The sequence below is a fragment of the Pseudooceanicola aestuarii genome, from assembly GCF_010614805.1.
In the GTDB taxonomy this organism is placed as follows: Bacteria; Pseudomonadota; Alphaproteobacteria; order Rhodobacterales; family Rhodobacteraceae; genus Pseudooceanicola; species Pseudooceanicola aestuarii.
On record NZ_JAAFZC010000007.1, the window covers coordinates 34,202 to 60,342 of the forward strand.

Below are 26,141 nucleotides of genomic sequence, written 5' to 3' on the forward strand. Positions count from 1 at the left end.
TTCGAGAATACGTTCAGCGGGCCGGTTGCAGGCGCGCGCGCCGCGTCCACAGCACCAGCCCGGCCGCGATGAGCAGGCCCAGCAGGTCGGTGGGCAGGCTGGACCACAGCAGCAGCAGCGCCGCGAGCGCGGCCAGCCCCCGCACCGCCGGTCCGACCGGGCCGAACATCTCGCCCTCGCCGGCGACGGCGATGAGGTAGATGGCGATCAGCGCGGTGACGAAGACATGCAGCGTCTCGGTCCAGGACCCCTGCAACAGGATCTCGGGGCTGGTGTAGAACATGAACGGCAGGACAAAGGCCGCGATGCCGTAGCGCATGGCCCGGATCGAGGTCGGCCAGGGCTTGCCCCCGGCGATGGCCGCGCCGGCAAAGGCCGCGATCGCCACCGGCGGCGTGATGGCCGAGATCACGGCACAGTAGAAGACGAACATATGCGCCGCGATCGCCGACACCCCCATCTGTTGCAGGGCCGGCGCGACCACCGCCGCCGCGATCGCATAGGCCGCCGTGGTCGGCATCCCCATGCCCAGGACGATGGAAATCATCATCGCCAGCATGAAGGCCAGAACCTGGCTTTCGCCCGCCGCCGCCAGCAACACCGAGGAAAAGCGTCCGCCCAGCCCGGTCAGGCCAAGCACGCCGACCACGATCCCCGCGCAGGCCATCACGCTGATCAGCTGCAACGACTTGCGCGCGGAATCCGCCAGGCCTTCGTAGGTGGTGCGGCCCAGGCTGCGCAGGGTCGCGGGCAGCTGCCCGCCGCGGCCCCGCATCAGCGCCAGCACGATCATCAGCGCCGCGCTGGCCAGGCTGGCGATGGCGCCGGCGAAATTCACCTGCATCCCGGTCAGGGGCAGGCCGACGAACAGCACCAGCGGCAGGGCCAGCACATGGGACCGGAACCCGATCTCGCGGCACATCAGCACCAGCAGGGTCGAGGCCAGCCCCCAGGTCCCCGCCGCGATGATCGAATAGCCCGACAACAGCAGATAGAGCAGCACCACCAGCGGCAGCAGCAGGAAGGCATCGCGCCCCAGCTCCCGCAGCCGGGGCAATTCCTTGCGCGGCACCCCGTGCAGGCCCAGCCGCTTTGCCTGCAGGTCCACCGTCAGGAAGATCGCAAGGTAGAACAGCAGGCAGGGCAGCACCGCCGCCACGACGATCTCGGAATAGGGGATGCCGGTGATCTCGGCCATGATGAAGGCCCCGGCCCCCATCACCGGCGGCGCCAGCTGCCCCCCGGAGGAGGATGCCGCCTCGATCCCGCCGGCGCTTTCGCGCGGATAGCCGACGCGGCGCATCATCGGGATCGTGAAGGTACCGGAGGCCACGACATTGGCCACGGCGGAGCCGGAGACGGTGCCGAACAGCAATCCCGAGAAGACGGAGACCTTGCCCGGTCCGCCGCGCGCCGCGCCGAACAGCGCCATGGCCAGGCGCATGAAATATTCCCCCGCCCCCGAGGCCTGCAGAAAGACCGCGAAGGCCACGAAGAGGATGATGTAGCGCGACGAGGCCGCCACCGTCATGCCGAAGATCGCGTCCTGGCTGTAGAGGAAGGAGGCGAAATTGTCCGCCTGGAACCCGGAATGGCGCAGGATGCCCGGCAGCCACTCCCCCACGAAGACGTAGGAGATGAAGACCAGCGCGATGATCGGCAGTACCAGCCCCGACACGCGGCGCGCGAATTCCAGCACGATCAGCGTGCCGACCGCGCCGCAGATCAGGTCGCCGGTGGTGGTGATGACCCCGGTGCGCATGATCAGCATCTCGAGGTTCACGGCCACGTAGATGCTGCACCCGATCGCCCCGGCCACCAGCGCCGCATCGGCGATCCAGACCAGGCGCGCCCGCTCTCCCTTGACGGTCTTCAGCCCGACAAAGGCCAGAACGGCGCCCATGTTGACGTGGATCACCCGGTAGACCCATTCGTCGATCGACCAGAAATTCAGCACGGCCAGGTGGAACAGCGCATAGAGCGCCGAGGCCAGGGCAAGCGCGATGGCCAGCCGCGCCGGCAGGCTGCGATCCAGCCCCTCGGCATCCAGGTCGGCTGCATCGCTTGATGCGGCGTTGCTCATGTCTGTGTCCTCCCGTGTCAACTTATTCGAACAAGTTGACTTGTGCGGATAGGCTGCGGTATATTTGAACCTGGGTCAAGACACCCCGGAAGGATCCCCGCCAAGGGGCTGGAAAGGCTGGAAAATTGAAGAAGCGTTATCCCGAGATCGCCGCCCGAATCATGGCTGACCTGAAATCGGGGGAAGTCCGCGTCGGAGATGCGATGCCCAGCGAAGCGGCGCTTTGCGCCCGTTTCGAGGTCAGCCGCTCCACCATTCGCAGCGCGATGCGGGAGCTGGAACGCCTGGGCCTGGTGGAGCGTCGGCAGGGCGCCGCGACCCGTGTCCTGTCCGTGGAGCCGCCCCGCACCTACGTGCATTCGATGTCCGCCACCGGCGACCTGATGCACTTCGCCGGGCCGTCCTGGCGCGAGGTGGTGGAGACCGTACCGGTGATCGCGGACGAGACCCTGGCGCGCCGGCTGGACGACCGGCCGGGGCGCCGCTGGGTGCTGATCCGCCAGACCCGGCATATCGACACCTTGTCCGCGCCGGTCGGCTGGACGGATGTCTACCTGAGCGAGGCCTATTCGGACATCGCCGAGGCGGTGCCCGATTACCCCGGCCTGGTCTATGCGCTACTGGAGGAACGGCACGACGTGGTGATCCACGAGATCCGCCAGTCGATCCGGGCCGCGCCGGTTCCGGCCGAACATGCCAGGACGCTCCAGGTCGCGGCGGGCGATCATGCGCTGGAGTTGCGCCGGCGATATCTCGACAAGGACGGCGCGGCCCAGATCATCACCCTCAGCATCCTGCCGGCCCGGCACTACAGCTACGACATCAACCTGCGGCGCCAGGCCTGACAGGCCCCGGACCCCCGCCCGTGATCGGCCGCGGGTCCGGGGCGTCCTGCCGCGATCCCGGCGACCGAACCGGCGGGCGCACCCTCGCCGGCGTCAGCTGCGGGGACCCTCTGCCCCGGCCTCGCGGGTCAGCAGCGGGCGCAGCAGGGCCAGCGCGTGATCGGCAAAGACCCCGGGCGCGGTGTTGTCCCCGGCCAGGAACCGTTGCAGGTGGTAGCAAAAGGCCGCATCCATCAGCAGGTAGCCATCCAGCGCGGTGCCGGGATGCGCTGGCGCCCCCTCCAGCCGCGCGAAGAAGCGGGCCAGCAGGGCGATCAGGGCGGTCTCGATCTCTTGGACCACCTCCCGGAAGGCCGGGTCGAACATCGACTGGGCGCGGATGTCGTACCACAGCCGATGCGCCTCCGCCTCCTTGCGGATCGACTGGGCCAGGCCCTGGGCGAACCGTTCGGCCAGACGCTCCGTGCCCGGTTCGGCGGCCAGGGTCGCATCCATCGTCGCCACGAACCTGGCCTTGTAGCGGCGCACGCAGAAACCGATCAGCTCGGTCTTGTCGGCGAAGTAGTAATGCAGGGTGCCGACGGCCACGTCCGACCGCTCCGCGATGTCGCGCAGGCTGGTGCGGGCATAGCCCAGCTGCTTGAGGGTGCGGATGGCGGCATCGGCCAGCTCCTCCTTGCGGCGCAGGCGGCGAGCGGGGCCGGGGCGGTCCGCGACCCGGGCCGGGCCTGCCTTGTCCCCGACGGAGGAGCCGGGCGCCGGTGGCCCGCCCCGGGGCGCATCGGCCCCGGTCACCGCGCCGCCCCCGCGCGCGGCAGCGAAGCAGGGCCGAAGGCCCGAGGCCAGACCCAAGTAGAGGCCCGAGGCCGCCGACCCCCGGTCTGGGCCAAGGGCAGGGGCAGGACCCGTGACAGGAACGGAGGCAGAGACGGAGATGAAAGGGCGACAGCGGTGGGGAGCGGGGCAGCCGTGATACCGCGGCGGCCCTCGGCGGCCTCCGTTTCGGCGGTACGGGCCCCTGTGGCCCGGCGGCAGCCGGCGCGGTCCGGACCGGCGGGATCCGCGCTTCGGCCCGCTGTCGGCCCGGCCGGTGCCGCGGCGCACGGCGACGCCCCGCCATGGCCGGCCGGGCCGGGCCGCCCTGCCCCGGTCGCGCCGGGATGGCGCCGGGCCGGGCCCGCCCCGGCCGGGCGGAAGCGGGCGGCCCCCCCGCCGTCGCGCGGCCCCGGAGCCGCGCCCCGCCGGACCGGGCCGGATGACACCGGGCGATGCCCTCCGACGAGCGGCAACGCCGGACAGCGCGCCGCCCCGGTGGCCGCCCCCGCGCCTGCCGTCAGGATCACGCCTGGTCCATCAGCACGTCGCCATAGGTCTCCCGCAGCTTGTTCTTGAGCACCTTGCCGGTGGCCCCCAGGGGCAGATCCTCGACAAGGATCACCCGGTCGGGGATCTGCCAGCTGGCGACCTTGCCCTCGAAGGTGGCGCGGATCTCTTCCTCCGTGGGGGTCTCTCCGGGGACGGGCACGGCCAGGATCACCGGGCGTTCGTCCCATTTCGGATGGCGCGCGGCGATGGCCGCGGCATTGGCGACCTTGGGGTGGGCAATGGCGATGTTCTCCAGCTCCACGGTGGAGATCCATTCGCCGCCGGACTTGATGATGTCCTTGGAGCGGTCCCGGATCACCATGAAACCGTCGGCGTCGATGGTGGCCACGTCGCCGGTGTCGAACCAGCCGTCATCGGTCAGGGCGCTGGCCTCCTGGCCGAAGTAGCTTTCCACGATCCAATGGCCGCGGATCTGCAATTCGCCCTGGGTTTCACCATCATGCGGCAGGGGTGTGCCGGCCTCGTCCAGGATGCGCAGGTCGACGCCCCAGGGCGGGCGACCCTGGCCTTCGCGCAGCTTCAGCCGCTCGGCCTCCGGGAGGTCGGTGTGCTTTTGCAGCAGCTGGTTCAGCGTGCCCAGCGGCGAGGTTTCCGTCATGCCCCAGGCATGGACCAGATCCACGTCGTACTTGTCGCGGAACTCGCGCAGCATGGAGGGCGGCAGGGCCGAGCCGCCGACCACCGTGCGGGTCATGGAGGTGGCCTTGGACCCCGTCTTCTCCAGCGCCGCCAGCAGACCCATCCAGATCGTCGGCACGCCCAGAGACAGGGTGACCTGTTCGGCATCGATCAGCCGGACCAGGCTTTCGCCGTCCAGGTTCGGGCCGGGCAGCACCAGCTTGGCCCCCGCATGGGCGGCGACATAGGGCGTGCCCCAGGCATTGACGTGGAACATCGGCACCACCGGCATGACCACGTCGCGGGCGGCGATGTTCAGCCCGTCGGGCTGGTTGCCGCCGATGGAATGCAGCACGATGGAGCGGTGGGTATATTGCACGCCCTTGGGGTTGCCCGTGGTGCCTGAGGTATAGCACAGGGCGGCGGCGGCGTTCTCGTCCAGATCGGGCCAGGAGGCGTCGGGATCGCCGGTTTCCAGCAGCTCGTCGTAGAACACCAGGCCGTCCACCATGGCGGCGGCCTCTTCGTCACGGGGGCCCATCAGCACGACGTGTTTCACCGTCTTGAGATGCGCGCCCAGCTTGGCCGCGACGGGCAGGAAAGTGCGGTCCAGGAACAGCACCTGGTCCTCGGCGTGGTTGATGATGTAGATCATCTGCTCCGGCGTCAGCCGGGGGTTGATCGTATGGGTCACGCGGCCGCCGCCGGCGGCGCCGAAGTAGATTTCCAGGTGGCGACGGTTGTTCCAGGCGATGGTGCCGCAGCGCGCGCCCGGGTCGATCCCCAGCCGGTCCAGCGCCGACATCAGGCGACGGGCATTGCGCCCGGCCTCGCCCCAGCTGGAGCGGGCGGTGGTGCCGTCCGTCTCGACCGAGACGACCTCCGTTCCGGCATGGTATTTCTCGGCATGGGCGATCAGCGACGAAACCGTCAGCGCCTGGGTCATCATCGTTCCGAACATGGGTCTCTCCTTGGATATGGGGCCGCGGCGGTCATGGCGGTCATGGGGTCGCGGGGCGAAAGGGGCAGGGACGGGAAAGGGCGCGGATCGGGTGCCATGCATCCGGGCACGCGCCGGGTCCGGGGCGGGCCGTCGCGGGGCATGTTGCCGGTGATGTCATGTGGTGCCGCCTCCCTGCCTTGGCCTCCCCGCCTGGCGGGCAGAGTTTGGACATGCCTTCCGAACGATTGTCCAGAAGAATGTTGCGCACGACGCCGCGTCGTGTCCCGCCGCCCCTGCATCTTGCCATCTGCCCGGCGGGAGGCGATGGAGAAGGAACCAGAACGAGGCCCGGACATCATGCGCATCCTGATCGACCTGCAATGCGTCCAGAGCGGCAGCCGTTTGCGCGGCATCGGACGCTATGCCACCAGCCTGACCCAGGCGATGATCCCCGCCGCCCAAGCGGCAGGGCATGAGCTGCACCTGCTGCTGAACGCCGGGCTGGGCGGGGTGGCGGCGGTGCAACGCACCTTTTCCGCGCTGCACGGGGCGGGACGGATCCACGTCTTTCCCGGTCTGCCCGGCGCGGGGCTGGATGTCGCGGGCGGCGCCTGGCGCAAGGCCGTCTCTGCCCGGATCCGGGAGGCGGCGATCGCCGGGCTGGCGCCTGACGTGGTCTTCTGCCCCTCTCTGTTCGAGGGGGAGACGGACAGTTTCGTCTCCCTCCCGGCGGAGGATGCGGAGGATCTGCCCGCGATCCCGCGGGTCGCCACGGTGCATGACCTGATCCCGTTGGCCGACCCGGCACGGTACCTGGATCCCAATCCGCGCTTTGCCGCCTTCTTCCAGGCCCGGCTGGCGGATCTGCCCCGCCATGACCGGCTGATCGCCATCTCCGCCTCGGCCCGGGCCGAGGTTCTGGCAGCGACGGAGATCCCCGGCGACCGGGTCACCGTCATCCCCGAGGATGCCGGCCCGGCCTTCGGCCCGATGCCCGGCGGGGTGGATGCGGCGGATGCGTTGCGCGCCCGGATGGGGCTGGACCGGCCCTATCTGCTGCATATCGGATCGGCGGAGCCGCGCAAGAACGTCTTTGCCCTGGTGGAGGCCTGGGCCGCCCTGCCGGAGGCGTTGCGCGCCCGGCACGACCTGGTGCTGGCCGGCCCGCTGACGGAGCTGGAAACGCAATGGGCGCGGGAGGCGGCGGAACGGCACGGGGCGGCGCCGGGGCGGCTGGTGCTGGCGGGCCATGTGGCGGAGGCGGATCTGCCGATGCTCTATGCGCAGGCGGCGCTGTTCGTGATGCCCTCCGCGCACGAGGGGTTCGGCCTGCCCGCGCTGGAGGCGATGCGCTGCGGCACCCCGGTGGTGGGCGCCGACCGCACCGCCCTGCGGGAGGTCATCGTGCCCGCCGACGCCCGGTTCGATCCCGACGACATCGCCGCCATGACCGCCGCCATCCGGCGCGGGCTGGAAGACGCCCCCTGGCGGGGCGATCTGGTCCGGGCCCAGGCCGCCCATGCGGCGCGGTTCTCCTGGGACGCCGCCGCCGAGGCGACGCTGGCGGTGCTGGCGCAGGCCGCCGCCAAGCCCCCCCGCCCGATGGTCGGGGGCGCGACCGGGACGGAGACGGCGGAGGAAGCGCAGACGAGAGCGGACGCCGCCGACGGCCGGACCACAGGTGGCGGAACGCTGGGCGGCAGCAGGACGGCAGGCCCTGGTCCGGCAGGTCACGGGCAGCCGGACAGCTGGACGGCGGGCGTGGCGCGGATCGCGGCGCTGACCGGGGGGCTGGCGGATCGCCTGGCCGCCCTGCCCGAGACGGCGCGCGCCCCGGCCGAGGATCTCGACCGGGTGGCGCGGGCCCTGGCGACGCTGACCGCGATGCTGCGGGACGCGATCCGCCCCCGCGCCCTGCCCGTGCCGCTGACCTGGCGGCTGGAGGGGCCGATCGACAGCTCCTACAGCCTGGCCACGGTCAACCGGGAGACGGCCCGCGCCCTGGCCGCACAGGATGTGGCGGTCAGCCTGGTCTCGGCGGAGGGGCCGGGCCCCTACCCCGCCGACCCGGCGTTCCTGGCCGCCCATCCCGACCTGGCGGCCATGGTCCGGGCCGGAGCGGACCAGGCGCCCGAGGCGGCCTTTGTCACCAGCCGCAACATGTTCCCGCCGCGCAGCCATGACATCGCCAGCCCGCTGGCCCTGCTGCATGGCTATGCCTGGGAGGAAACCGGCCTGCCGCTGGATTACGCCCGCGATTTCAACGCCCATCTCCAAGGCGCCCTGGTCACCGCCCCGCATGTGGCGCGGATCTTTCGCGACCAGGGGATCGCGGTACCGCTGGCGGTGGTCGGCAACGGCGTCGATCACCTGGACATCGCCGCGGCGGCGCTGCCCGACGGGCTGCTGCCTGTGGCGGATTTCATGATCCTGCATGTGTCCTCGTGCTTTCCGCGCAAGGGGCCGGACGTGCTGCTGGCGGCCTTTGCGGCGGCCTTCGGTCCGGGGGCCACGGCCGCGCCTGCGGGGACGCGGGGCGATATCGCCCTGGTCATCAAGACCCACCCCAACCCCCATAACGACATTCACGACCAGGTCACCGCCCTGCGCGCGCGCCATCCCGACCTGCCGCCGATCCGGGTGATCGAGGACGATCTGACCCCCGGCCAGATGCGCAGCCTCTATGCCGCGGCGGATCTCCTGGTCGCCCCGTCCCGCGCCGAAGGCTTCTGCCTGCCGGTGGCGGAGGCGGTGCTGGCGGGCACCCCCGCGCTGACCACCGGCTGGAGCGGGCAGCGCATTTTCGAGGGCAATCCGCTGGTGCAGTTCTGCGACTATGATCTTGCCCCCGCCGACAGCCACCTGGGGGCATGGAATTCGGTCTGGGCGGACCCGGACGTGGCCGATCTGACCCGCCGGATGCGGGCGGCCCGGACGGCGGGCGCCCCGGACGCCGCAACGGCGGAGCAGGCCCGGCGCCAGCTGCTGGAACAGCATTCCTGGGCAGAGGTAGCCCGACGCAGCCGCGCGGCGGTGGCGCGCATCGCCGCCAGCCCGCCGGCGGCGCCGCCCCGGATCGGCTGGGTCTCCACCTTCAACGCGCGCTGCGGCATCGCCACCTACTCGGCGCATCTGATCGCGCATATCCCCGACGAGGTCACCGTTTTCGCCGCCCATGCGGCGGACCGGCCGGAGGCGGACCAGCCCACCACGCTGCGCTGCTGGCACGAGGGCGGACAGGACGACCTGCGGGCGCTGGCCGCCGCGGTGGAGGGGGCGGACCCGGAGGTCCTGGTGATCCAGTTCAACTTCGGCTTCTTCAGCTTTCCGCATCTGGAGGCGCTGATCGCGCGGGCGCGGCAGGCGGGGCGCCAGGTCGTCATGATGATGCATGCCACCGATGACAGCGGCCTGCCCCCGGAACGGCGCCTGCCCGGCCTGGCGCGGGCGCTGCGGCTGTGCAGCCGGATCCTGGTGCATTCCGTGCATGACATGAACCGGCTGAAGCGCATCGGCCTGACGGAGACCGTGACCCTGTTTCCCCACGGGGTGCCGCAGGCGCGGGTCGCCCCGCGGGTGCCGCCCGCCCCCGGCGCGCCGGTGACCCTGGCCTCCTACGGGTTCCTGCTGCCGCAGAAGGGGTTCCCCGAGCTGCTGGAGGCGGTGGCCGGCCTGCGCGCCACCGGGCGGGACGTGCGGCTGCACATGGTCAACGCGGAATATCCCGTGCCCGAGTCGCAGGCGGAGATCGCGACGGTGCGCGACCGGATCCGCGCCCTGAACCTGGAGGGGGCGGTGCGGATGGAGACCCGGTTCCTGCCCGATGCCGAAAGCCTGGCCCGGCTGGCGGCGGCGGACCTGCTGGTATTTCCCTACCGGCCGACCCAGGAATCGGCCTCGGGGGCGGTCCGGCAGGCGCTGGCGGTGGGCCGCCCGGTGGCGGTGACGCCGCTGCCGATCTTCGATGACGTGGCCGACCTGGTGCTGCGCCTGCCCGGCGCCTCGGCGGCGGAGATGACGCAGGGGCTGGGGGCCATCCTGGACGGGCTGGGCGCGGCCCGGGGCGCGGCGGCGCGCAGCCTGGACCACGCCGCCGACTGGCGGGCGGCCCATGCCTATTCGACACTCGGGCCACGGCTGTGGCGGCAGCTCTGCGCGCTGGTCGCCGATGCCGGGGCAAGTGCCTTGCACCCCTGACCGGCGCGGGTCATATCGGCGCTGCCTTTCCTCGGCCTCTTTCCAAAGACGGGACTTCGACCATGCAGCGGTTCATCTTCGACGTCAGCGACCTGCGCCTGCACCTGGCGCGCACCAGCCGGATCTCGGGGATCCAGCGGGTGTCGCTGATGGTCATCGACCATGCCGCCCGCCTGGTCCGGGAAGGGGCGTCCGGCACCGGCCCGGCGGAAGTCTTTCTGGGGTTCGTCGATCCGGCGACGGGCGGCTATGTCACCCTGCCCTATCGCCCCGCCCCCGACGGTCGCGACCTGGACCGCAATTTCACCGCCCAGACCGGCCTGGTCGGCCAACGTGCCCTGCCCAGCCTGGAGGGTCTGCGGGAGGGCAGCGGGCAATATGTCAGCCAGCTCATCCTGCGCCGCTGGAACGCGGCGCGCGGCCGGCGGCGCCATTTCGAGAAACGCGGCACCACGCTGGAGGAGTGGCGCCAGGCGGTCAGCATCCGGCGTACCGGGCCGGCGGCCGGTCAACCGCTGGCCCCGCGCGCCGGGGACCGTCTGTTCGTGCTGGGCGCCTTCTGGGACGTGCCCGCGCTGGCGCCTGAGCTGACCCGGCTGAAGGGCGCGGGGATGGAGGTCGTGACCCTGATCCACGACCTGATCCCGCTGTTGATGCCGGGCCTGGTGCCGGCCGATCACTGGCGCCGGTTCCGGGCGGCCCTGGAAGGTTCGATCGGGTTCACCACGCTGTACCTGGCCAATTCCGACCATACCGCCACCGACCTGCGCGCCCATCTCGGGGCGGCGGGGGTGGAGCGGCCGATGATCACCGTGCCGCTGGCCCAGGCCGGGCTGATGGCACCGGAGAGCGATGACGCGGCCAGCCCCCCCCCGGCAGAGCGCGGCGCTGACCGTACCGCTGACCAGCTCGGACGCGATGCTGCGCTGGCGGCGGTGCCCGGGGTCAGCCCGGCGGTGCGGCAGCTGGCGAAATATCCCTTTGTGCTGTTCGTCGGAACCTGGGACATCCGCAAGAACCTGTGGCGGCTGGCCCGGGCCTGGGCGCGGCTGGATGCGGACCGCACCATCGAGATGCCGAAACTGGTGCTGGCCGGGGGCAAGGGCTGGGGCAACGCGGATTTCGAGGCACTGATGACCGCCACGGGCAATCTGGGCGGGCTGGTCGAGCTGATCGACCATCCCGGCGATGCGGAGCTGGATTACCTGTACCGCAGCTGCCTGTTTACCATCATGCCCAGCCTCTACGAGGGCTGGGGCCTGCCGATCGGGGAAAGCCTGGGCTACGGGCGGACGGCGGTGGTGGCCGCCGTGTCCTCGATGCCCGAGGTGGGCGGCGACATGGTCGAATATTGCGACCCCGCCTCCACCGAGAGCCTGCGCGCGGCCTGTGCCCGGCTGATCACCGATCCCGGCCACCGCGCGGCGCTGGAGCTCCGGATCGCGGAGACGCGGCTGCGCGGCTGGCAGGACGTGGCCCGCGACGTGCTGGCCGCCGGCGCCTGAACCACCCCCCTCCCCCGTTGCCAGCTTCGGCCCGCACAGCGCGACATCCCAAGACGTCCGGTCCGGGCGGCGCGGGCCAGGGCGACGGTCACGGGCGTCCGCGGCGGTGGTACCATTTCTTGCAGAACCCCAGGAACGCCATCTCCGGGTTGCGGGGCACCTCGGTGGCCCAGGCGCGCCATTCGGCCTCGATCATGCGGACGTCCCAGCCGGGGGCGGCTTCGCGGGCCATGTCGTAGACGTCGGGATCCAGCTGCGGGATCCGGATGTCCTCACGCGGTTCGATCCCGACCGATCCGCGGCTGCGGGCGATCAGCGTGTCGCGGGTCTCGTCATAGCGGATTTCGTAATCGGGCATGTGGCCGAATTTCTCGTCCTGGTCGGCGATCGCCAGGACCAGGCGGCGGAACTCGCGCAGCGAAGAGCCGGAGCCGCATTTCTTCTGCAAGGTGTCCAGCCCGATGCGCCATTCCGCCTGTCGGCCGCAATGCTTGCGGGCCAGCTCGTAGATGCGCCGCTCCAGCGGCTTGCGCAGGCGGAAGTATTCCCGGCTGAGGGTCAGCACCTCCTGGGCGCGGATGGCGTTGAAGACCCAATCACTCAGCTTGACCTCGACCTCCTGCATCCGGCCGTCGCGGGTTTCCCGCACGATCTTGGCGCGTTCGATCAGGCCGAAGGTCTCGAAGACTTCCTGGCCACCGGTGGTGATGTTGGTGGAGATCCGCGTGCCGGCCAGCCGTTCCATCGCGGCCTTCAGCAGGTCGTAGCCGCGCCCGGTGGTCATGCGGTTGGTCGCCTTCAGCAGGTCGGCGGCCTGGAAGCGGATCACCTGCTGCGGCTCAAGCCCCTCGTTCATGCCCTTGATCAGCTTGGAGATGCAGTAGATCAGCACGTCCCGGTCATGGACCGTGGCCAGCCCGTCGATGGAGGGCTTGATCTCGATGGAGATGTTGTTGTGCTCGTATTTGCGCGGTCGGGTATCGGGTTTGGTGCTGAGCGAGAAGATCGGATGTTCCATCGACCCCATGTCCCCTTTGGGCGCGGCATCCAGGATATCGCAGACGAAGAAGTCACCCTGCGGATGACGGTCCGGGAGAAGGGGATGGGAGAGGCTCATCGCGGGGGCTTTCTGCTGAGATGAAACGACACTTCACACACGTTCGACCCTACAACGACACTTCACACACTCCAAGGGAAAAACGACACTTCACACACGCTCCCGCCGCGCAGCCCCCGCCCCGAGCGCGGTTTGGGGCCTGTCATGCAGGGGGCGGCGGGGCACTGCTCGAATCACCACTTTGCACACGCAGAATCACCACTTTGCACACGGTGAATCACCACTTTACACACGGGGGGTCTGCGCAAGGGATTGGAAATGAACAGGAAAACAGGGCCGCGGGAACCCGTAACACATTAATAACACGATTCTAACACCCTGCGGCGAGACGCCGGTGCGGGGACGGCGCTCATGCCCCGCCGGTGAAAGGGCAAAGAGATGCGGGACCGGTCGCCCCTGCTGCGCTCAGCCCTCCGGATCGTGCTGCGCGGTGTAGAGGGCCCAGGCCTCCTCGATCAGGACCCCTTGCTGGACGCCGCGCCGCTTGGCTTCCGCCGCGATGGCGCGGGAGACCTCGGGCATCACCTTGGCATGGACCTGTCCGGTGCGCGGGCTGGCGGGGCGGCCGCGCCGGCGCCGGGGGGCACGCTCGGTGAAGCCGTGTTTCTCCGCCACTTCCTCGGTCTTGCGGACGGCGGCGGGGGTGGGTTCCTTGCGGCGGGACTTGAGCTTGCCGAGGTCGATGGAGAAGGCGGGCTTGTCGCTGTCCATGTCAGGCCTCCGCCGGGATGGCGGTCCCCTTCCCTTCGGTTCCCGCCTCACCGGTCAGACGGGCATAGACGGCCATGGCGAAGGCGCGGGCATTGTCGCGGGCGCCTTCCATGTTGCCCTGCGGCGGCATGGTGCGCAGGTCGCCGCCGAATTCGAACAGCGCGGAGAAGGCGCCGCGTTCCAGCAGCCCCGGTTCGATCACGTCGACCCCCTGCGCGGAGAGCGAGGCGATGATCCCCTTGTGCTGGCGGGAGCGGATGGCGCGGGTCATGGTGAAGACGACGGCATGGGCGATCTCGCGGTCCAGGGCCTCCTCCTCCTCGCCGATCAGCTGCAGGGCGCGGGCGCCGATGGTGGCGTCCAGGGTCGTGGCGCGCATCGGGGTGATCACCAGGTCGGCCTGGGAGATCGCGCGGCTGACCAGCCGGGAAGCGACCCCCTCGAGATCGACGATGACGATCCGCCCGTCCTGGTCCTGTCCCTTGATCCGGCGCACGATGTCGCTTTCGCCGACATCGGACAGGACGTCGATCCGGTCCGGCAGGGCGCTGCGGCCGGCCCACAGGGTGAGGGAATGGTTGGGGTCGCAATCCAGCATGGCGACCTCTGCCCCGGCATGGGCGAGTTCGGTGCCCAGCAGAACCGCTGTGGTTGATTTGCCGGCCCCGCCCTTGGGGGAGGCTATGACGATGGTGGGCATGTTCGGGCCTTCCTGTTTTCGGTTATCCGGTATTTTTTATAACCGGATAAACTGAAATACCCGATTTTTCAAGTTATCGGATAATTATTATTACCCGGTATTTAAACTTACCGGGTATTTAAGCTTATCCGGTAAGCTAAAATATGTGACGTCGCGTCCCGTATGCACATGACGCAACGGGTGAAATGGGCAAAAAAGGGCCGCGACAGGGACATTTCCGGGACGAAAATCAACAAAAAATATACTTTAATATCAGCGCACTACAGTGATTTCACTACGGGGTATACGATTTGCTATACAGAAGTTCTTGGCCGGCACCGAAAATGCGGGTAAAACCCTCCCGAGCCGGTCCGTCTGGACTGGCCCGGGAGGTCATTCCGCGCGGAACCGGCACTTTTTCGTCGGCATGCGCAGACATTTTTCGCGGGCTGAAGACGGGCCGACAAACATTTTTCAGGGGGCAACGGACGCAGATCCGACGCCGCATCACAGAGGGAAATTTATCATGGCACTCGACCTTTCGGCTCTCTCGGCCAAAGACGCCATCACAGCGATCTACGTTGGTTACTTCGATCGCGCCCCGGACCCCGCAGGTCTGAGCTACTGGATCGGCCGCTACAATGAATTCCGCGACGGGGCCGAGGACGGCAACGCCGGCATGAGCCTGGCCCAGATCGCCGCCTCCTTCTCCGTGCAGGACGAGACGACGCAGGAATACCCCTTCTTCACCTCGCCCAACGTTGCCAATGCCAACGTCTTCATCAGCCAGGTCTACCTGAACCTGTTCAACCGCGTGCCCGACCAGGAAGGGCTGGACTACTGGGTCGACCAGTTGCAATCCAACCCCGAGAACATCGGCCAGCTGATCATCAACATCATTTCCGGCGCCCAGGACAACGGCCCGGGCTTCAATGACCGCGCCACGGTCATGAACAAGATCGAGGTCGCCGCCGACTGGGCCACCGACGCCGCCGATGCCGGCATCGATTCCGAGCCCTTCACCGCCACGACCGAGCCCGAGGCCTTCGCCTCCGCCACCAATATCCTGGATGGCGTGACCGACGATGCCGCCACCGTGACCGCGGCCCAGGGCGAGACCGATGATTTCATCGCCGCCTACCAGAACACCGCCCCCGTCGGTGCCAACACCTTCGAAACCGTGAACGAAGACGGCATCCTGTCCGCCTCCGCCTCCGCTTCGGATATCGATGCCGACACGCTGACCTACACGATCGAAGCAGGCGACGGCCCGTCCAACGGCACCGTCTCCATGAACGCTGACGGCACCTACACCTACGATTCCAACGACGATTTCTTTGGTACCGACAGCTTCAAGTACACCGTCAAGGACGGCCATGGCGGCACCGACACCGGCACGATCACCGTGACCGTCGCCTCCGTCAATGACGCGCCCGTGGGCACCGGCGGTTCCGCCTCCGTGGCCGAAGACGGTTCTGTCGCCGCCACCGTCGGCGGCGCCGACACCGAAGATGCGGCCGGCGATCTGGCCTATTCCGTCGCAACCGGCCCGTCCAACGGCACGGTCACGATGAACCCGAACGGCACCTACACCTACACGCCGGATGCCGATTACAACGGCACCGACAGCTTCACCTACCGCGTCACCGATACGGATGGCGGCACCGGCACGGCCACCGTGTCCCTGACCGTGGGTGCGGTCAACGACGCGCCCACCGGCGTGGTCGCGGCGTCCTACAACGTGGACGAAGATGCGACGCTGAACGGCACGCTGCCCGTGGCCTCCGACATCGACGGCGACACGCTGACCTACGGCCCGGCCGCACCGGTCGCCGCCAACGGCACCGTGACCGTGAATGCCAACGGCACCTTCACCTATACGCCGAACGCCGATTTCAACGGCACCGACAGCTTCACCTACACCGTCACCGACGGTACCGTGACGCTGAGCGAGACGATCACCGTGAACGTCGCGCCGACCAACGATCCGGTCGTGGCCAATGATTCCACCCTCGACACCTTCGAGGATGTGGCCGAAACCGGTTCCGTCTCCGCGACGGATATCGACGGCGACACGCTGACCTACTCGGTCCAGTCGCAGCCGACCAACGGCGCCGGCACCGTGACGATGAATGCCGACGGCACCTACACCTTCACGCCGACGGCCGATTTCAACGGCACGGCGTCCTTCACCTACGTCGTCATCGACGGTGAGGGTACGGCCGACACCGGCACCGTGACGATCAACGTCACTCCGGTTGACGACCAGCTGACCGCGGGGATCGACAACATCTCCGGCGGGGCGGGCAACGACATCGTGGTCGGCGCCGAAGGCACGCTGAACGCGGGCGACAAGATCGACGGCGGTGCCGGCGATGCCGACATGCTGCAGGTCTTCTCCCAGGGGAATGCGAATTTCTCCGGTTTCGAGACCACCGGCGTGGAAATCATCCAGGTCACCAGCGAGGAAGGCCCTGGCCCCGACGAAGCGAACTACGATCTGTCCGGCACCGACGCCACGGATCTGCGCGTCACCAACAGCTCTGCCGATGTTGATTTCAACTTCGCGGACGGTGTGCAGGTTGGCGGTGACACCACCTTTGAACTGACGCTGGACAACCTGACCAACGATCCCACCGGCGGTGACGTGGATGTCGATTTCGACGGCCGCGACTCCAAGACTTCCGGTGATGACAACATCAACATCCGGATCACCAACTCCACCACTTCCGGCATGGACGTGGGCACGCTGAACATCGATGGCGCGGTCGAAACGATCAACATCATCGTCGAGGACAGCGCCGGCCATATCCGCATCCACGACCTGGACAACGACGGCCAGGGCACCGGATCCGAGACGCTGAACATCACCTCCGACCTGCGCGTGACGATGGGCGATGACGACATCGTCAGCAACGTGCGTCTGGAAGCCGGAAGCGTGACCATCACGGCACCCTCGCCTGTCAATTCCTTCACGCTCTTCGGCAGCAACGGCGTTGCGGATCACGATGCGAATGTCACGGGCTTTGACCATGATACGCCCGATGACATCGACACGATCAACGCCTTCGGCACCGGTGGCGTGGAACTGTCCCTGGCAGATGCCAACCAGGGTGTGACCTTCAACGGCAGCACCACGGGCGGCAACGACTGGATCGACGGGTCTGACGAAAACGACGTGCTGCGCGGTTTTGCCGGTAACGATGTGCTGGGTGGCGAAGGCGGTGCCGACGACATCTTCGGCGGTTCCGGCGATGACTTCATGAGCGGTCAGGAAGGCAACGACTACATCCTCGGCGGCATCGGCAACGATATCCTGCTGGGTGGCGATGGCTCCGACATTCTGAACGGCGGTTCCGGTGATGATGTCATCGACACCGGCAGCAGCTCCGACGTCTCGAAAGAGCGGGTCGATGGCGGCATGGGCTCCGACAAGGTCTGGACCCGCGGCGAGACCCTGGTGGGGCGTAACACGACCTCTTCCGCAGGCACTTACGATATCCTGGCCGGTGGTCATGACGCAGCCGGCGCTGCCGATACCAGCACGGACGTTCTGAACATCGTCGGCAGCAATTCCTCGGGTGAAACCGATGGGCTGAACGACGTTACCCAGTTCGAATGCATCAACGTGATTGAGGATGCGAACTCCCAAGGCAATGGCGTGTTCGAATTCATCATCGGCAGTGTCTCCGAGTTCAAAACCTACAATGATGGCGCCAACAACGACATGATCGTCGTGAACGCCACCAACGCGACCAGCCTGGATTTCGACGCGTCTGTCCTGACCAAGGGCATCGCCCTGGTCGGCAGCCATAACGACGACACGCTGGAAGGCGGGGCAGGGGCCGATATCCTGGCCGCGAACGACGGCGATGATGAACTGTATGGCAACGCTGGCGACGATATCTTCATCTTCGATGACGGGGAACTGAACATCGACGACACTGTGGAAGGTGGCGCCGATGATGATACGATCGTGATCGAAGGTCGCGGCGTCAACGCAATCCTGGGCGAGTACGTGACCGGGGTGGAAACCCTCCTTGTCGAGAATACGGTAGACCCGGTGACGCAGAAGGTTGGCGGTTTCCCCTCCCTGTTTGGCCAGCAAAAGATCACGCTTCATGCGGACTTCGACAACGGTCAGTCCATCCACCTGGATGGCTCCAAAATGACCGCGTCGGAGAAATTCACCGTTGATCATGCGCAGGGCAGCCTCAACACCGTTCAGATCACCGGCGGCGCGGACAGCGACCTGTTTATCTTTGGCGATAATTTCGGCGCTGACGACAGCATCGACGGTGGCGCGGATACCGGGATCGACAGCTTTGATACCGACAATGTTCCGGCGTCCTTCTTCATGACGGCGAACATGGGCGACGTTCTGCAATTGGACACCGTGAATACTGTCAGCGATGGCGCATTCGCGAATGTCGGGAATGTCGAGGTTCTGGATATTCGGGACGGAGATGTCTCTCTCGGGAGCGAAGCCTACAACAACGGCAATGGTTTCAAGGTCGTTGATGGCCGGAACGCATCCAGCTACACGGTGGATGCCAGCGGCTTTGGCGCCGGGCTGATCTTCCTGGAAGGTGCGGGTCAGGCGGATATCACCGCGACCAACTTTGCCGATATCATTTCTCTTGAGGCGGATGGCGATGCCTATCTTGACGAGGTTCGCGCCGGCGACGGTGACGACCTGATCAAGGTGGCCGATGGCACGATCGACTCCAATACTTGGGGCAGCACTACCCTCGATGGCGGTGCCGGCACCGACACGGTCGAGCTGCAGAACGAAAGCGGCAACAACATCGATCTGATGGTGAACCTCGACACGGTGACCAGCATCGAGCGCTACACCCTGCAATCCGATGGGGATGTGTTCGACAATGGGTCCTTTGACGAACAACACCACAGCATCACCTTCCAGGGTGGCAATGTCGGCACCGTGACCGATATCGAAATCGATGGGTCCAATGGCGAGGCAGAGGACAGCCTGAACGTCGTGATCGACGGGAACAACAACCCGAACGGTCCGGAAGCGGATGTCGATGCCGACTTCAGCTTCAACTTCACCGGCTCCGATGGCGATGACACCCTGTCCAAGTTCAACACCGGGGTGAACAACGACATCGACTTCAACGGCGGCGCGGGCGACGACGTCTTCCAGATCGCCGGCGGTGATCTGGGCGCCTCCACCTCCTTCGACGGTGGGTCGGGCGATGATGCGATCGATCAGCTGGGCGGCGTCTTCATCGACGACGATTTCATCAGTGTCAGCAATGTCGAGGAACTGTACTCCACCACCGGGGCGATCAACGCGACCCTGGGTCAGCGGGCAGAGAATGCCGGCCTGACCACGGTCTTCGGCAGCAATGGCGATGACCAGCTGACGGTGGATGCAGCCTTTACCAACGCCCTGACGCTGGAGCTGGACGGCTCCCAGGAAGGGGATGTTGGCGGCGACGACATGTTCGATGCCGGTGCAACCACGGCCGACATCACGGTGAATGCCGTGGGCGGTGGCGACATCAACGGCGATGACACGATTACCGGCGGCAGCGATGGCGGCGACGTGTTCAACCTGGCGATCAGCGATGATCAGGGTGCCACGGATGCCACGGATCTGTCCGGCGTCACCGGCTTCGAGGCGCTGAACATCACCGAGATCACCAGCGGGTCGCCCTTCCCGATCGAAAGCCCGGTGATCGACAACAACTCCGTCGAAACCGTCAACCTCGGTTCCACCGGTAATCTGGGCGACTTCGCCACGATCGTCGAAAGCGGGTTTGAATCCGGTGACATGCTGAACATCGACGGCAACGATTTCGACGCCGCGGTGAACTACGATGGCAGCGCCTCCAACGCGTCGGGCTCCATCACCACCGATATCGACCACGACTTCGACGACAGCATCCAGGCTGGCGGCGGCAATGACGAGGTCATGGTCGGCGATGGTGAAGATACGGTCGAAGGCGGCACGGGCAACGACACCGTTGACGGTGGCGCAGGCTCTGACGATATCGACGGCGGCACGGGCAACGATGTGCTCTTCGGCGGTGAAGGTCAGTTCAACGACACCATCGTTGGCGGCTCCGGCGATGACGTCATCACCGGCGGCGCGGATGTCGAAGGCATCTCTTCCGAGGGTGACATGCTGACCGGCGGCGAGGGCAACGATGTCTTCCGCATCGCCAATGTCAGCGACAGCTCCGGTCTGAGCCACGACCTGATCACCGACTTCGTCAGCGGATCCGACAAGATCCTGATCGAGGAATCGGTGCTGCAGGAAGTGGGTGAAACCCCGGGTGACGTGGTCTTTGTCGGCAATGCGGCGAACTTCGCCCAGGCTCAGGGTGCCATCGGCGCAACGGCCAACAACGACAAGCTCGACTGGGTCTTCCAGCAGGGCAACGGCACCGAGGCACCGACCATCTGGATCGATGTCAACGATGACGGTGTTCTGAACGCCAACGACATCCAGATCGAGGTGGACGCCGGCGTGACCGCCATGCAGGCCGTTGATCTGTACCTGGACGACACGACGGCCATCGACGCACCGACCATCACCTCCGTGACGGATGACACCGGCGCCGAGAGCGACGATTTCATCACCAACGACAATGATGCGCCGGTGGTGCGTGTGTCCTTCTCGACCGCAACGGACGGGACGGGTGCTCAGGAAGGCGACACGGTCACCCTGACGGGCGCATCCGCCCCCGTTGCTCCGATCGTCCTGATGGCGGCTGACATCGCCAACGGCTACGTGGACTTCACGCTGGCCGCAGGCCCGATCGCTGACGGCACCTACGCCCTGTCGGCGACGATCACGGACAACTTCGGCGCCACCGACACCAGTGCTGCGGCAACGCAGGATCTGGTGATCGACACCACGGCGTCGATCGTGATCGACGATGTGTCCACCGATGACATCGACGATGGCTACATCAACGCAGCCGAAGTCTCCTCGGTCAACGCCAGCGGCACCGTCTCCGGGATCGCTGACGGGGTCACCGTCACGGTCACCTTCTCCGATGGGGTCAACTCCATCGATCAGGATGTGACCGTGGAGAACGGCGCCTGGGAAGTCACCGGCGTCAACCTGACCACCCTGGCCGAAGGCAACGTCACCGTGACCGCCGAAGCGACGGACATCGCGGGCAACCTGGCCACGGACGACACGTCCCTGACCAAGGACACGGTTGTCGGGATCACGCTGAACATCGCGGATGGTTCCGTGATCAACGCCGATGAAGAGGACGATGTCACCTTCACCGGCAACGTCTCCAACGAAGGCGGGGCAAATGTGGTCCTGTCCGCCAGCGGGGTCGATGCATCGGACAACCCGGTGAACTTGCCGCTGGGCAGCGCGGGGACGCTTGCATCCTTCTACTCTGCAGACCGTGACATCACCTCTGCCGGGTTCAAGGAAGACAGCACCGTGACCTTCACCGCCACGGTGACGGATGCGGCGGGCAACACGGCCACGGCCAACGATACGGCGATCATCGACCGGATCGGCCCGGACTTCAGCATCACGGATGCCGTCTTTGACTACGACGCCGGGACGATCACCTTCAACGGCACCTTCGATGTCGCTGACATCGACGAGGGTAACCTGGGTTCGGGAAGCGGCAATGGCACCCTGATCACCTGGGTCGATGGCTCCGGGGGCAATGTCTCGATCGAGCAGGGCCCGCTCGGCGCCGATGACATCGAGGACGGCAGCACGGCAGTGACCGCGACCTCGCTGACGGTGGAGATGAATTCGCCGGGTGGTAGCTTCTTCGGCGATGTGTGGGGCTTCCAGGAACTTGAAGCTGGTGCCTCCTTCGGTCAGGCACAGATCGACACCCTGACCCTGGAAGAAGGTGCGTTCGAGGACGTCAACGGCAACGGCAGCGCCGAGGTGAGCAACATCAAGCTGGGTCTGGTCATCTCGACCGACGACATCTCCAGCACCGCCCTTTACGGCGGCAATGGCAACGATGTGCTGACGGCGTCCAATGCCGACGACACGCTGCAAGGCAACGATGGTAATGATGTCTTCGTGGTCAGCAGCAACGTTCTGGCCGACGATGCCGGCGGCCAGCCGGGGTATGACACCGCAATGGTGATCACCGACTTCGTGGCCGGTACGGACAAGATCCGGATCGACGGTGGCGATCTTGATGGGGTGCTGAGCGGGACCAGCTATGCCGATGGCACGGACCTGATCAACTTCGCCACCTTCTCGAGCGGGAGCTCCACGGCGGCCTCCAATGTCGAAGGCACGATCATCTTCGACGAGGTCAACAACCAGCTGCGGATCGACGTCCTGGGCAACACCGCCTGGACCGGGGCGTCCATCGACGATGATGCATTCGTTTCCGATACCGGGATCGACGATATCATCATCGACCTGCCCAACCTGGTCGGTGTGGTGACGTCCTCGGATATCGATATCGCGATCACTCCGGTTCCCTAAGATCCATACAGCGCGGCGGCTTCGGTCGCCGCCTGACAGAAACGGAAACCGCCGGTCCCCAGGGGCCGGCGGTTTTTCTGTGCGGGGGCGGTTCGGGGGGGCTGCTCCCGGCGGTCGGACCCCGGTCGCAAGACCGGCCCGGCTGCAAGACGGGGCTCGACCGGTGGGAGGGCCAGAGGCGCGCCGCTCCGGCCGCCGTTGGATGGAAGGCGGGCCAAACCCGGTCGGCCTGCCCGACGGGGCAGGGGCGGGGTGCCCCGGCAGGGGACCGGGCGCCGCCCACCGCGCCGCGCGCGCAGGCGGGGGCCGGACGAGGTGTCAGGCGGGCGGGGTGCCCAGGGCCTGCACCGGCAGGCTCAGTCCCAGCCGGGCCAGGCGTGCGGTGATCTCTGCGGTATAGATCGGGTTCATCGCGATCACCCTGGCCGGGGGGGACCGGGTCAGATCCTCGGGGCGGGAGACGGGCAGCGCCATGCCGGGGGCAAAGTGGCCCGCGCGGTGCGGGTTGATATCCACCAGGGTGGTGACGGCGCGGGCGGCCTCTGGCCCCATGGCGCGCAGGAAGGCCACGCATTTCGACCCCGATCCCCAGATCGCCACCGGCTCTCCCCGCCGCGCGGCGCCGCGCAGCCAGCCCTGCCAGCCGGTGATCTGTGCCGCCGCACGGGTGGCCAGACCGGCGATGGCGCGCGTGGTCTCTCGCGCCGGTTCGGCCAGGGGGGCGGGGCGGTCGCGGGCGGGATCGGCCACCGCTTCGGCCACCAGGTATTGCCCGTTGTATTCGCGCCGCAGCTCCAGCAGGCCAAAGCCCGCGCGGCGCAGCGCCCGCGCCAGAGATCCGGCGGTGAAATAGCTGCAATGCTCGTAATAGATGTCCTCGAAGGCGCCGGTCTGCCAGATCCGGGTGGCATCCGGCACCTCGATACAGAGCACGGCACCGGGATTGGCAGCCAGGTGGCGGTGCATCCGGCCCAGCATTTCGGCCACGGGGCCGACATGTTCCAGCATGTGGCGCGCGCACAGCAGATCGGCGGGCAGGTCCAGATGGGCATCGGTGTAATACTCGGGGATCAGCCGCAGGCTGCCCCGGCGCGGTGGCGGCAGGCGGCCGGGCAGGGCGCTTGGGTCGATGCCGGTGCCCCGCATGTCCCCCAGCTCGGCCAGGAGGTGCAGGAAATCCCCCTTGGAACATCCGATCTCCACCACCTGACCGCCGTCCAGCCCGTGCCGGGCGATCAGCCCGCGCGCCAGATCCGCGGCGAAGCCGTTGAACCGGGGGGAGAAGCTTTGCTGATCCTCGTATTCCGGCGCATAGGCCGACCAGCGCGGATCGAAGGCGGTGTTGACCACCAGGCCGCAGGCCGGGCAGGGGGCCAGATGGACCTCTCCGGTGGGAAAGGCCGCGGCGGCGGCGGCGCCGTCCAGCATCAGGCAGGAATGCACCGGCACCGGCCCGGTGCGGTAAACGGGTGGATCCAGCGGCGCGGCGCAGGCGGGGCAGGGGGTCATGCGGTGATTTCTCTCAGCCGGGGGACGGGGATCAGGATGCGCCCGCCCCGCGCCAGGTAGGGGGCGTTCTGTGCGATGATCTCCGGGGCGAAGTTCCAGGCCAGCAACAGCAGGGCATCGGGGGTGTCGTCTGCGTGCAGGGCGCTGGCCGGGCGGATGGGGATATCGGTGCCGGGCATGGCCAGGCCCTGTTTCCAATCGCTCTTGTCGTAGATGCAGCGCAGGGTGCCGGGGGGCAGGTCCAGCAGATGCAACAGGGTGGTGGCCTTGGCCGCCGCGCCGTATCCGGCCAGGCGGGCGCCCTGTGCCTTCAGCCGCAGCAGGGCGGCGCGGGTGTCCTGCGCGATCTGGCCCATCCGGTCCAGCAGCGGCGCATAGAGATCCGGGGACCGGATGTCGCGCGCCGCCTCCCGCGCCAGCAGAGCCGTCAGCCGGGGGCTTTGCCCGGGCTGGCGACCGACGAACAGGCGCAGCGATCCGCCGTGGATCGCCAGCGGTTCGGCATCGTTCAGCACCAGACCGGCCCGCGCGAACAGCGGCACCAGCGCGGTCAGCGACAGGTAGAGCAGATGCTGGTGATAGATCGTGTCGAAGGCGCCGCCGTCGATCAGGTCCAGCAGCCAGGGCACTTCCAGCACCGCGAGTCCGTCGGGGGTCAGCAGGGCGGCGATCCCGGCGGTGAAATCGGTGACATCGGCGACATGGGCCAGCACGTTGTTGGCCAGGAAGATCCGGGCGCGCAGCCCTTCGGCGGCCATCTCCCGGGCCAGGGCGGCGGTAAAGAAGGCATGGCGCGTGTCGATCCCGCGGGCGCGGGCGTGGGCGACGGGGCCATCGGCCGGGTCGATGCCCAGCACCCGGTGCCCGGCGGCGTGAAAGGGGGCCAGCATCACGCCGTCATTCGACGCAGCCTCCATCACCAGATCGCCGGGGGCCAGGGGCAGGCGATCCATGAGGGCGCGGGCGCTGGCGTGGAAATGCGCCTGAAGGGCGGGCGAGACAGAGGAATGATAGGGGTAATCGGCGCCGAACAGGATCCGGGGCGCCACCGTCTCGCGCAGCTGGCCCAACCCGCAGGCGGTGCAATGGCACAGGGTCAGCGGCGCGCGGTAATCCGGCGTTTCCGGGCGGGCGGGATCGCGCAGCCGGTCGGCCAGGGGCGTGTCGCCAAAGGCGTGGATGGTCACCGGATCGGGCGCGCCGCAGGCGCGGCAGGCTGTGATCACGCTGAGCGGAGGCCGGGTCATGCGGTCGTGGGCGCGCGCGGGTCCGGGGCGGTGGCCCCGACGGCCGCCGGGGTGATCGCCGGGGCGGCCGCGCCCTCGGGCCGGGCGTCGCGCAGGTCGCCGGTCAGCTCGTGGCGCGCCAGCAGGGCCCGGATATGCGCCACGCGGCCATAGCGCGGGCCCTCGAACTCCTGCACCGGGACCGGCTGTCGGCGCAGCGCATCGCGCAGCTGGACGATCCCGCGCGCCACGTCCCATTCCGGGCGAAAGCCCAGGCCGGCGATCCGCGCGCAGCTGACCCGGTAGGTGCGCCGGTCGGCGGCGGCCGTGGTGGCAAAGGTGACCTCGGTTCCGGGCAGGGCATCGCGGATCTTCTGCGCCAGGTCGCGGATCTGCATGCAATCCGCATCGCGCCCGACGTTGAAGGCGCGGCGGTGGACCAGCTCGCGGGGAGCCTCCAGCGCGCGCAGGAAGGCCTGGGCGATGTCCTCCACATGGACCAGCGGGCGCCAGGCGCTGCCATCGGATTTCAGCCGCACCTGCCCGGTGGCCATGGCCCAGGCCGTCAGGTTGTTCACCACCAGGTCGAACCGGAGCCGGGGAGAGAGCCCGTAGGCGGTGGCGCTGCGCAGGAAGACCGGAGTGAAATCCGGCCTCGCCAGCGCGTCCAGCCCGGTTTCGGCCTCCACCTTGGAGACGGCATAGGGGGTGACGGGGTTCAGGGGGGCGTCCTCGTCCAGCCAGGTGTCGCTCGCCGCCGCGCCGTAATTCGAACAACTGGAGGAAAAGAGGAACCGCGCCACTCCCGCGGCCCGCGCCAGCCGGCCCAGCCGCAGGGTGGCCAGGGTGTTGATCCGG

The 26,141-nt window shown here is 67.8% G+C and carries 13 protein-coding genes; 4 read left to right on the top strand and 9 right to left on the bottom strand.

Annotated features, from left to right (window positions below; translation table 11 throughout):
- Positions 1-13 precede the first annotated feature (13 nt).
- Positions 14-2,083 (bottom strand): TRAP transporter permease, encoded by a 2,070-nt coding sequence (locus G5A46_RS19550; RefSeq protein WP_163852330.1) that lies wholly within the window; start codon positions 2,081-2,083, stop codon positions 14-16.
- A gap of 125 nt (positions 2,084-2,208) precedes the next feature.
- On the opposite strand from G5A46_RS19550, the gene G5A46_RS19555 reads away from it, so the two are divergent.
- Entirely contained in the window at positions 2,209-2,928 is a 720-nt protein-coding gene (locus G5A46_RS19555; RefSeq protein ID WP_163852332.1) for a GntR family transcriptional regulator, read from the top strand.
- 93 nt (positions 2,929-3,021) lie between these two features.
- Here the strand turns inward: G5A46_RS19555 and G5A46_RS19560 are convergent, their stop codons facing one another.
- Positions 3,022-3,723 carry a TetR/AcrR family transcriptional regulator gene (locus G5A46_RS19560; RefSeq protein ID WP_163852334.1) on the bottom strand — a complete coding sequence of 234 codons (702 nt, stop codon included), beginning with the start codon at positions 3,721-3,723 and terminating at the stop codon, positions 3,022-3,024.
- Positions 3,724-4,267: 544 nt separating this feature from the next.
- Positions 4,268-5,893 (bottom strand): long-chain fatty acid--CoA ligase, encoded by a 1,626-nt coding sequence (locus G5A46_RS19565; RefSeq protein ID WP_163852336.1) that lies wholly within the window; start codon positions 5,891-5,893, stop codon positions 4,268-4,270.
- A 306-nt stretch (positions 5,894-6,199) separates the two neighbouring features.
- On the opposite strand from G5A46_RS19565, the gene G5A46_RS19890 reads away from it, so the two are divergent.
- Together G5A46_RS19890 and G5A46_RS19575 are read left to right on the top strand one after the other, a co-directional pair.
- Positions 6,200-10,072: a glycosyltransferase gene (locus G5A46_RS19890; RefSeq protein WP_163852338.1), complete on the top strand. Its 3,873-nt coding sequence runs from the start codon at positions 6,200-6,202 to the stop codon at positions 10,070-10,072.
- Between the two features lie 62 nt (positions 10,073-10,134).
- Positions 10,135-11,577 (top strand): glycosyltransferase family 4 protein, encoded by a 1,443-nt coding sequence (locus tag G5A46_RS19575; RefSeq protein ID WP_163852339.1) that lies wholly within the window; start codon positions 10,135-10,137, stop codon positions 11,575-11,577.
- Between the two features lie 88 nt (positions 11,578-11,665).
- Here the strand turns inward: G5A46_RS19575 and G5A46_RS19580 are convergent, their stop codons facing one another.
- The 3 genes from G5A46_RS19580 to G5A46_RS19590 form a co-directional block, all read right to left on the bottom strand.
- Positions 11,666-12,694 carry a replication initiator protein A gene (locus G5A46_RS19580; protein WP_163852340.1) on the bottom strand — a complete coding sequence of 343 codons (1,029 nt, stop codon included), beginning with the start codon at positions 12,692-12,694 and terminating at the stop codon, positions 11,666-11,668.
- Positions 12,695-13,099: 405 nt separating this feature from the next.
- Positions 13,100-13,405, bottom strand: a complete 306-nt coding sequence (locus tag G5A46_RS19585; protein ID WP_163852342.1) for a chromosome partitioning protein ParB — start codon at positions 13,403-13,405, stop codon at positions 13,100-13,102.
- A 1-nt stretch (position 13,406) separates the two neighbouring features.
- Positions 13,407-14,105 (bottom strand): ParA family protein, encoded by a 699-nt coding sequence (locus tag G5A46_RS19590; protein ID WP_163852344.1) that lies wholly within the window; start codon positions 14,103-14,105, stop codon positions 13,407-13,409.
- Positions 14,106-14,610: 505 nt separating this feature from the next.
- Between G5A46_RS19590 and G5A46_RS19595 the strand changes: the two genes are divergently transcribed.
- Positions 14,611-22,548 (top strand): tandem-95 repeat protein, encoded by a 7,938-nt coding sequence (locus tag G5A46_RS19595; protein ID WP_163852346.1) that lies wholly within the window; start codon positions 14,611-14,613, stop codon positions 22,546-22,548.
- Between the two features lie 318 nt (positions 22,549-22,866).
- Here G5A46_RS19595 and G5A46_RS19600 read toward each other — a convergent pair whose 3' ends face one another.
- From G5A46_RS19600 to G5A46_RS19610, 3 genes are all read right to left on the bottom strand, one after another.
- Entirely contained in the window at positions 22,867-24,057 is a 1,191-nt protein-coding gene (locus G5A46_RS19600; RefSeq protein WP_163852348.1) for a class I SAM-dependent methyltransferase, read from the bottom strand.
- Positions 24,054-25,304 (bottom strand): class I SAM-dependent methyltransferase, encoded by a 1,251-nt coding sequence (locus G5A46_RS19605; RefSeq protein WP_163852350.1) that lies wholly within the window; start codon positions 25,302-25,304, stop codon positions 24,054-24,056. The genes G5A46_RS19600 and G5A46_RS19605 overlap by 4 nt, the downstream gene beginning before the upstream one ends.
- Positions 25,301-26,141: NAD-dependent epimerase/dehydratase family protein (locus tag G5A46_RS19610; protein WP_163852352.1), on the bottom strand; the 841-nt coding region annotated here is incomplete at its 5' end. The genes G5A46_RS19605 and G5A46_RS19610, both read right to left, overlap by 4 nt.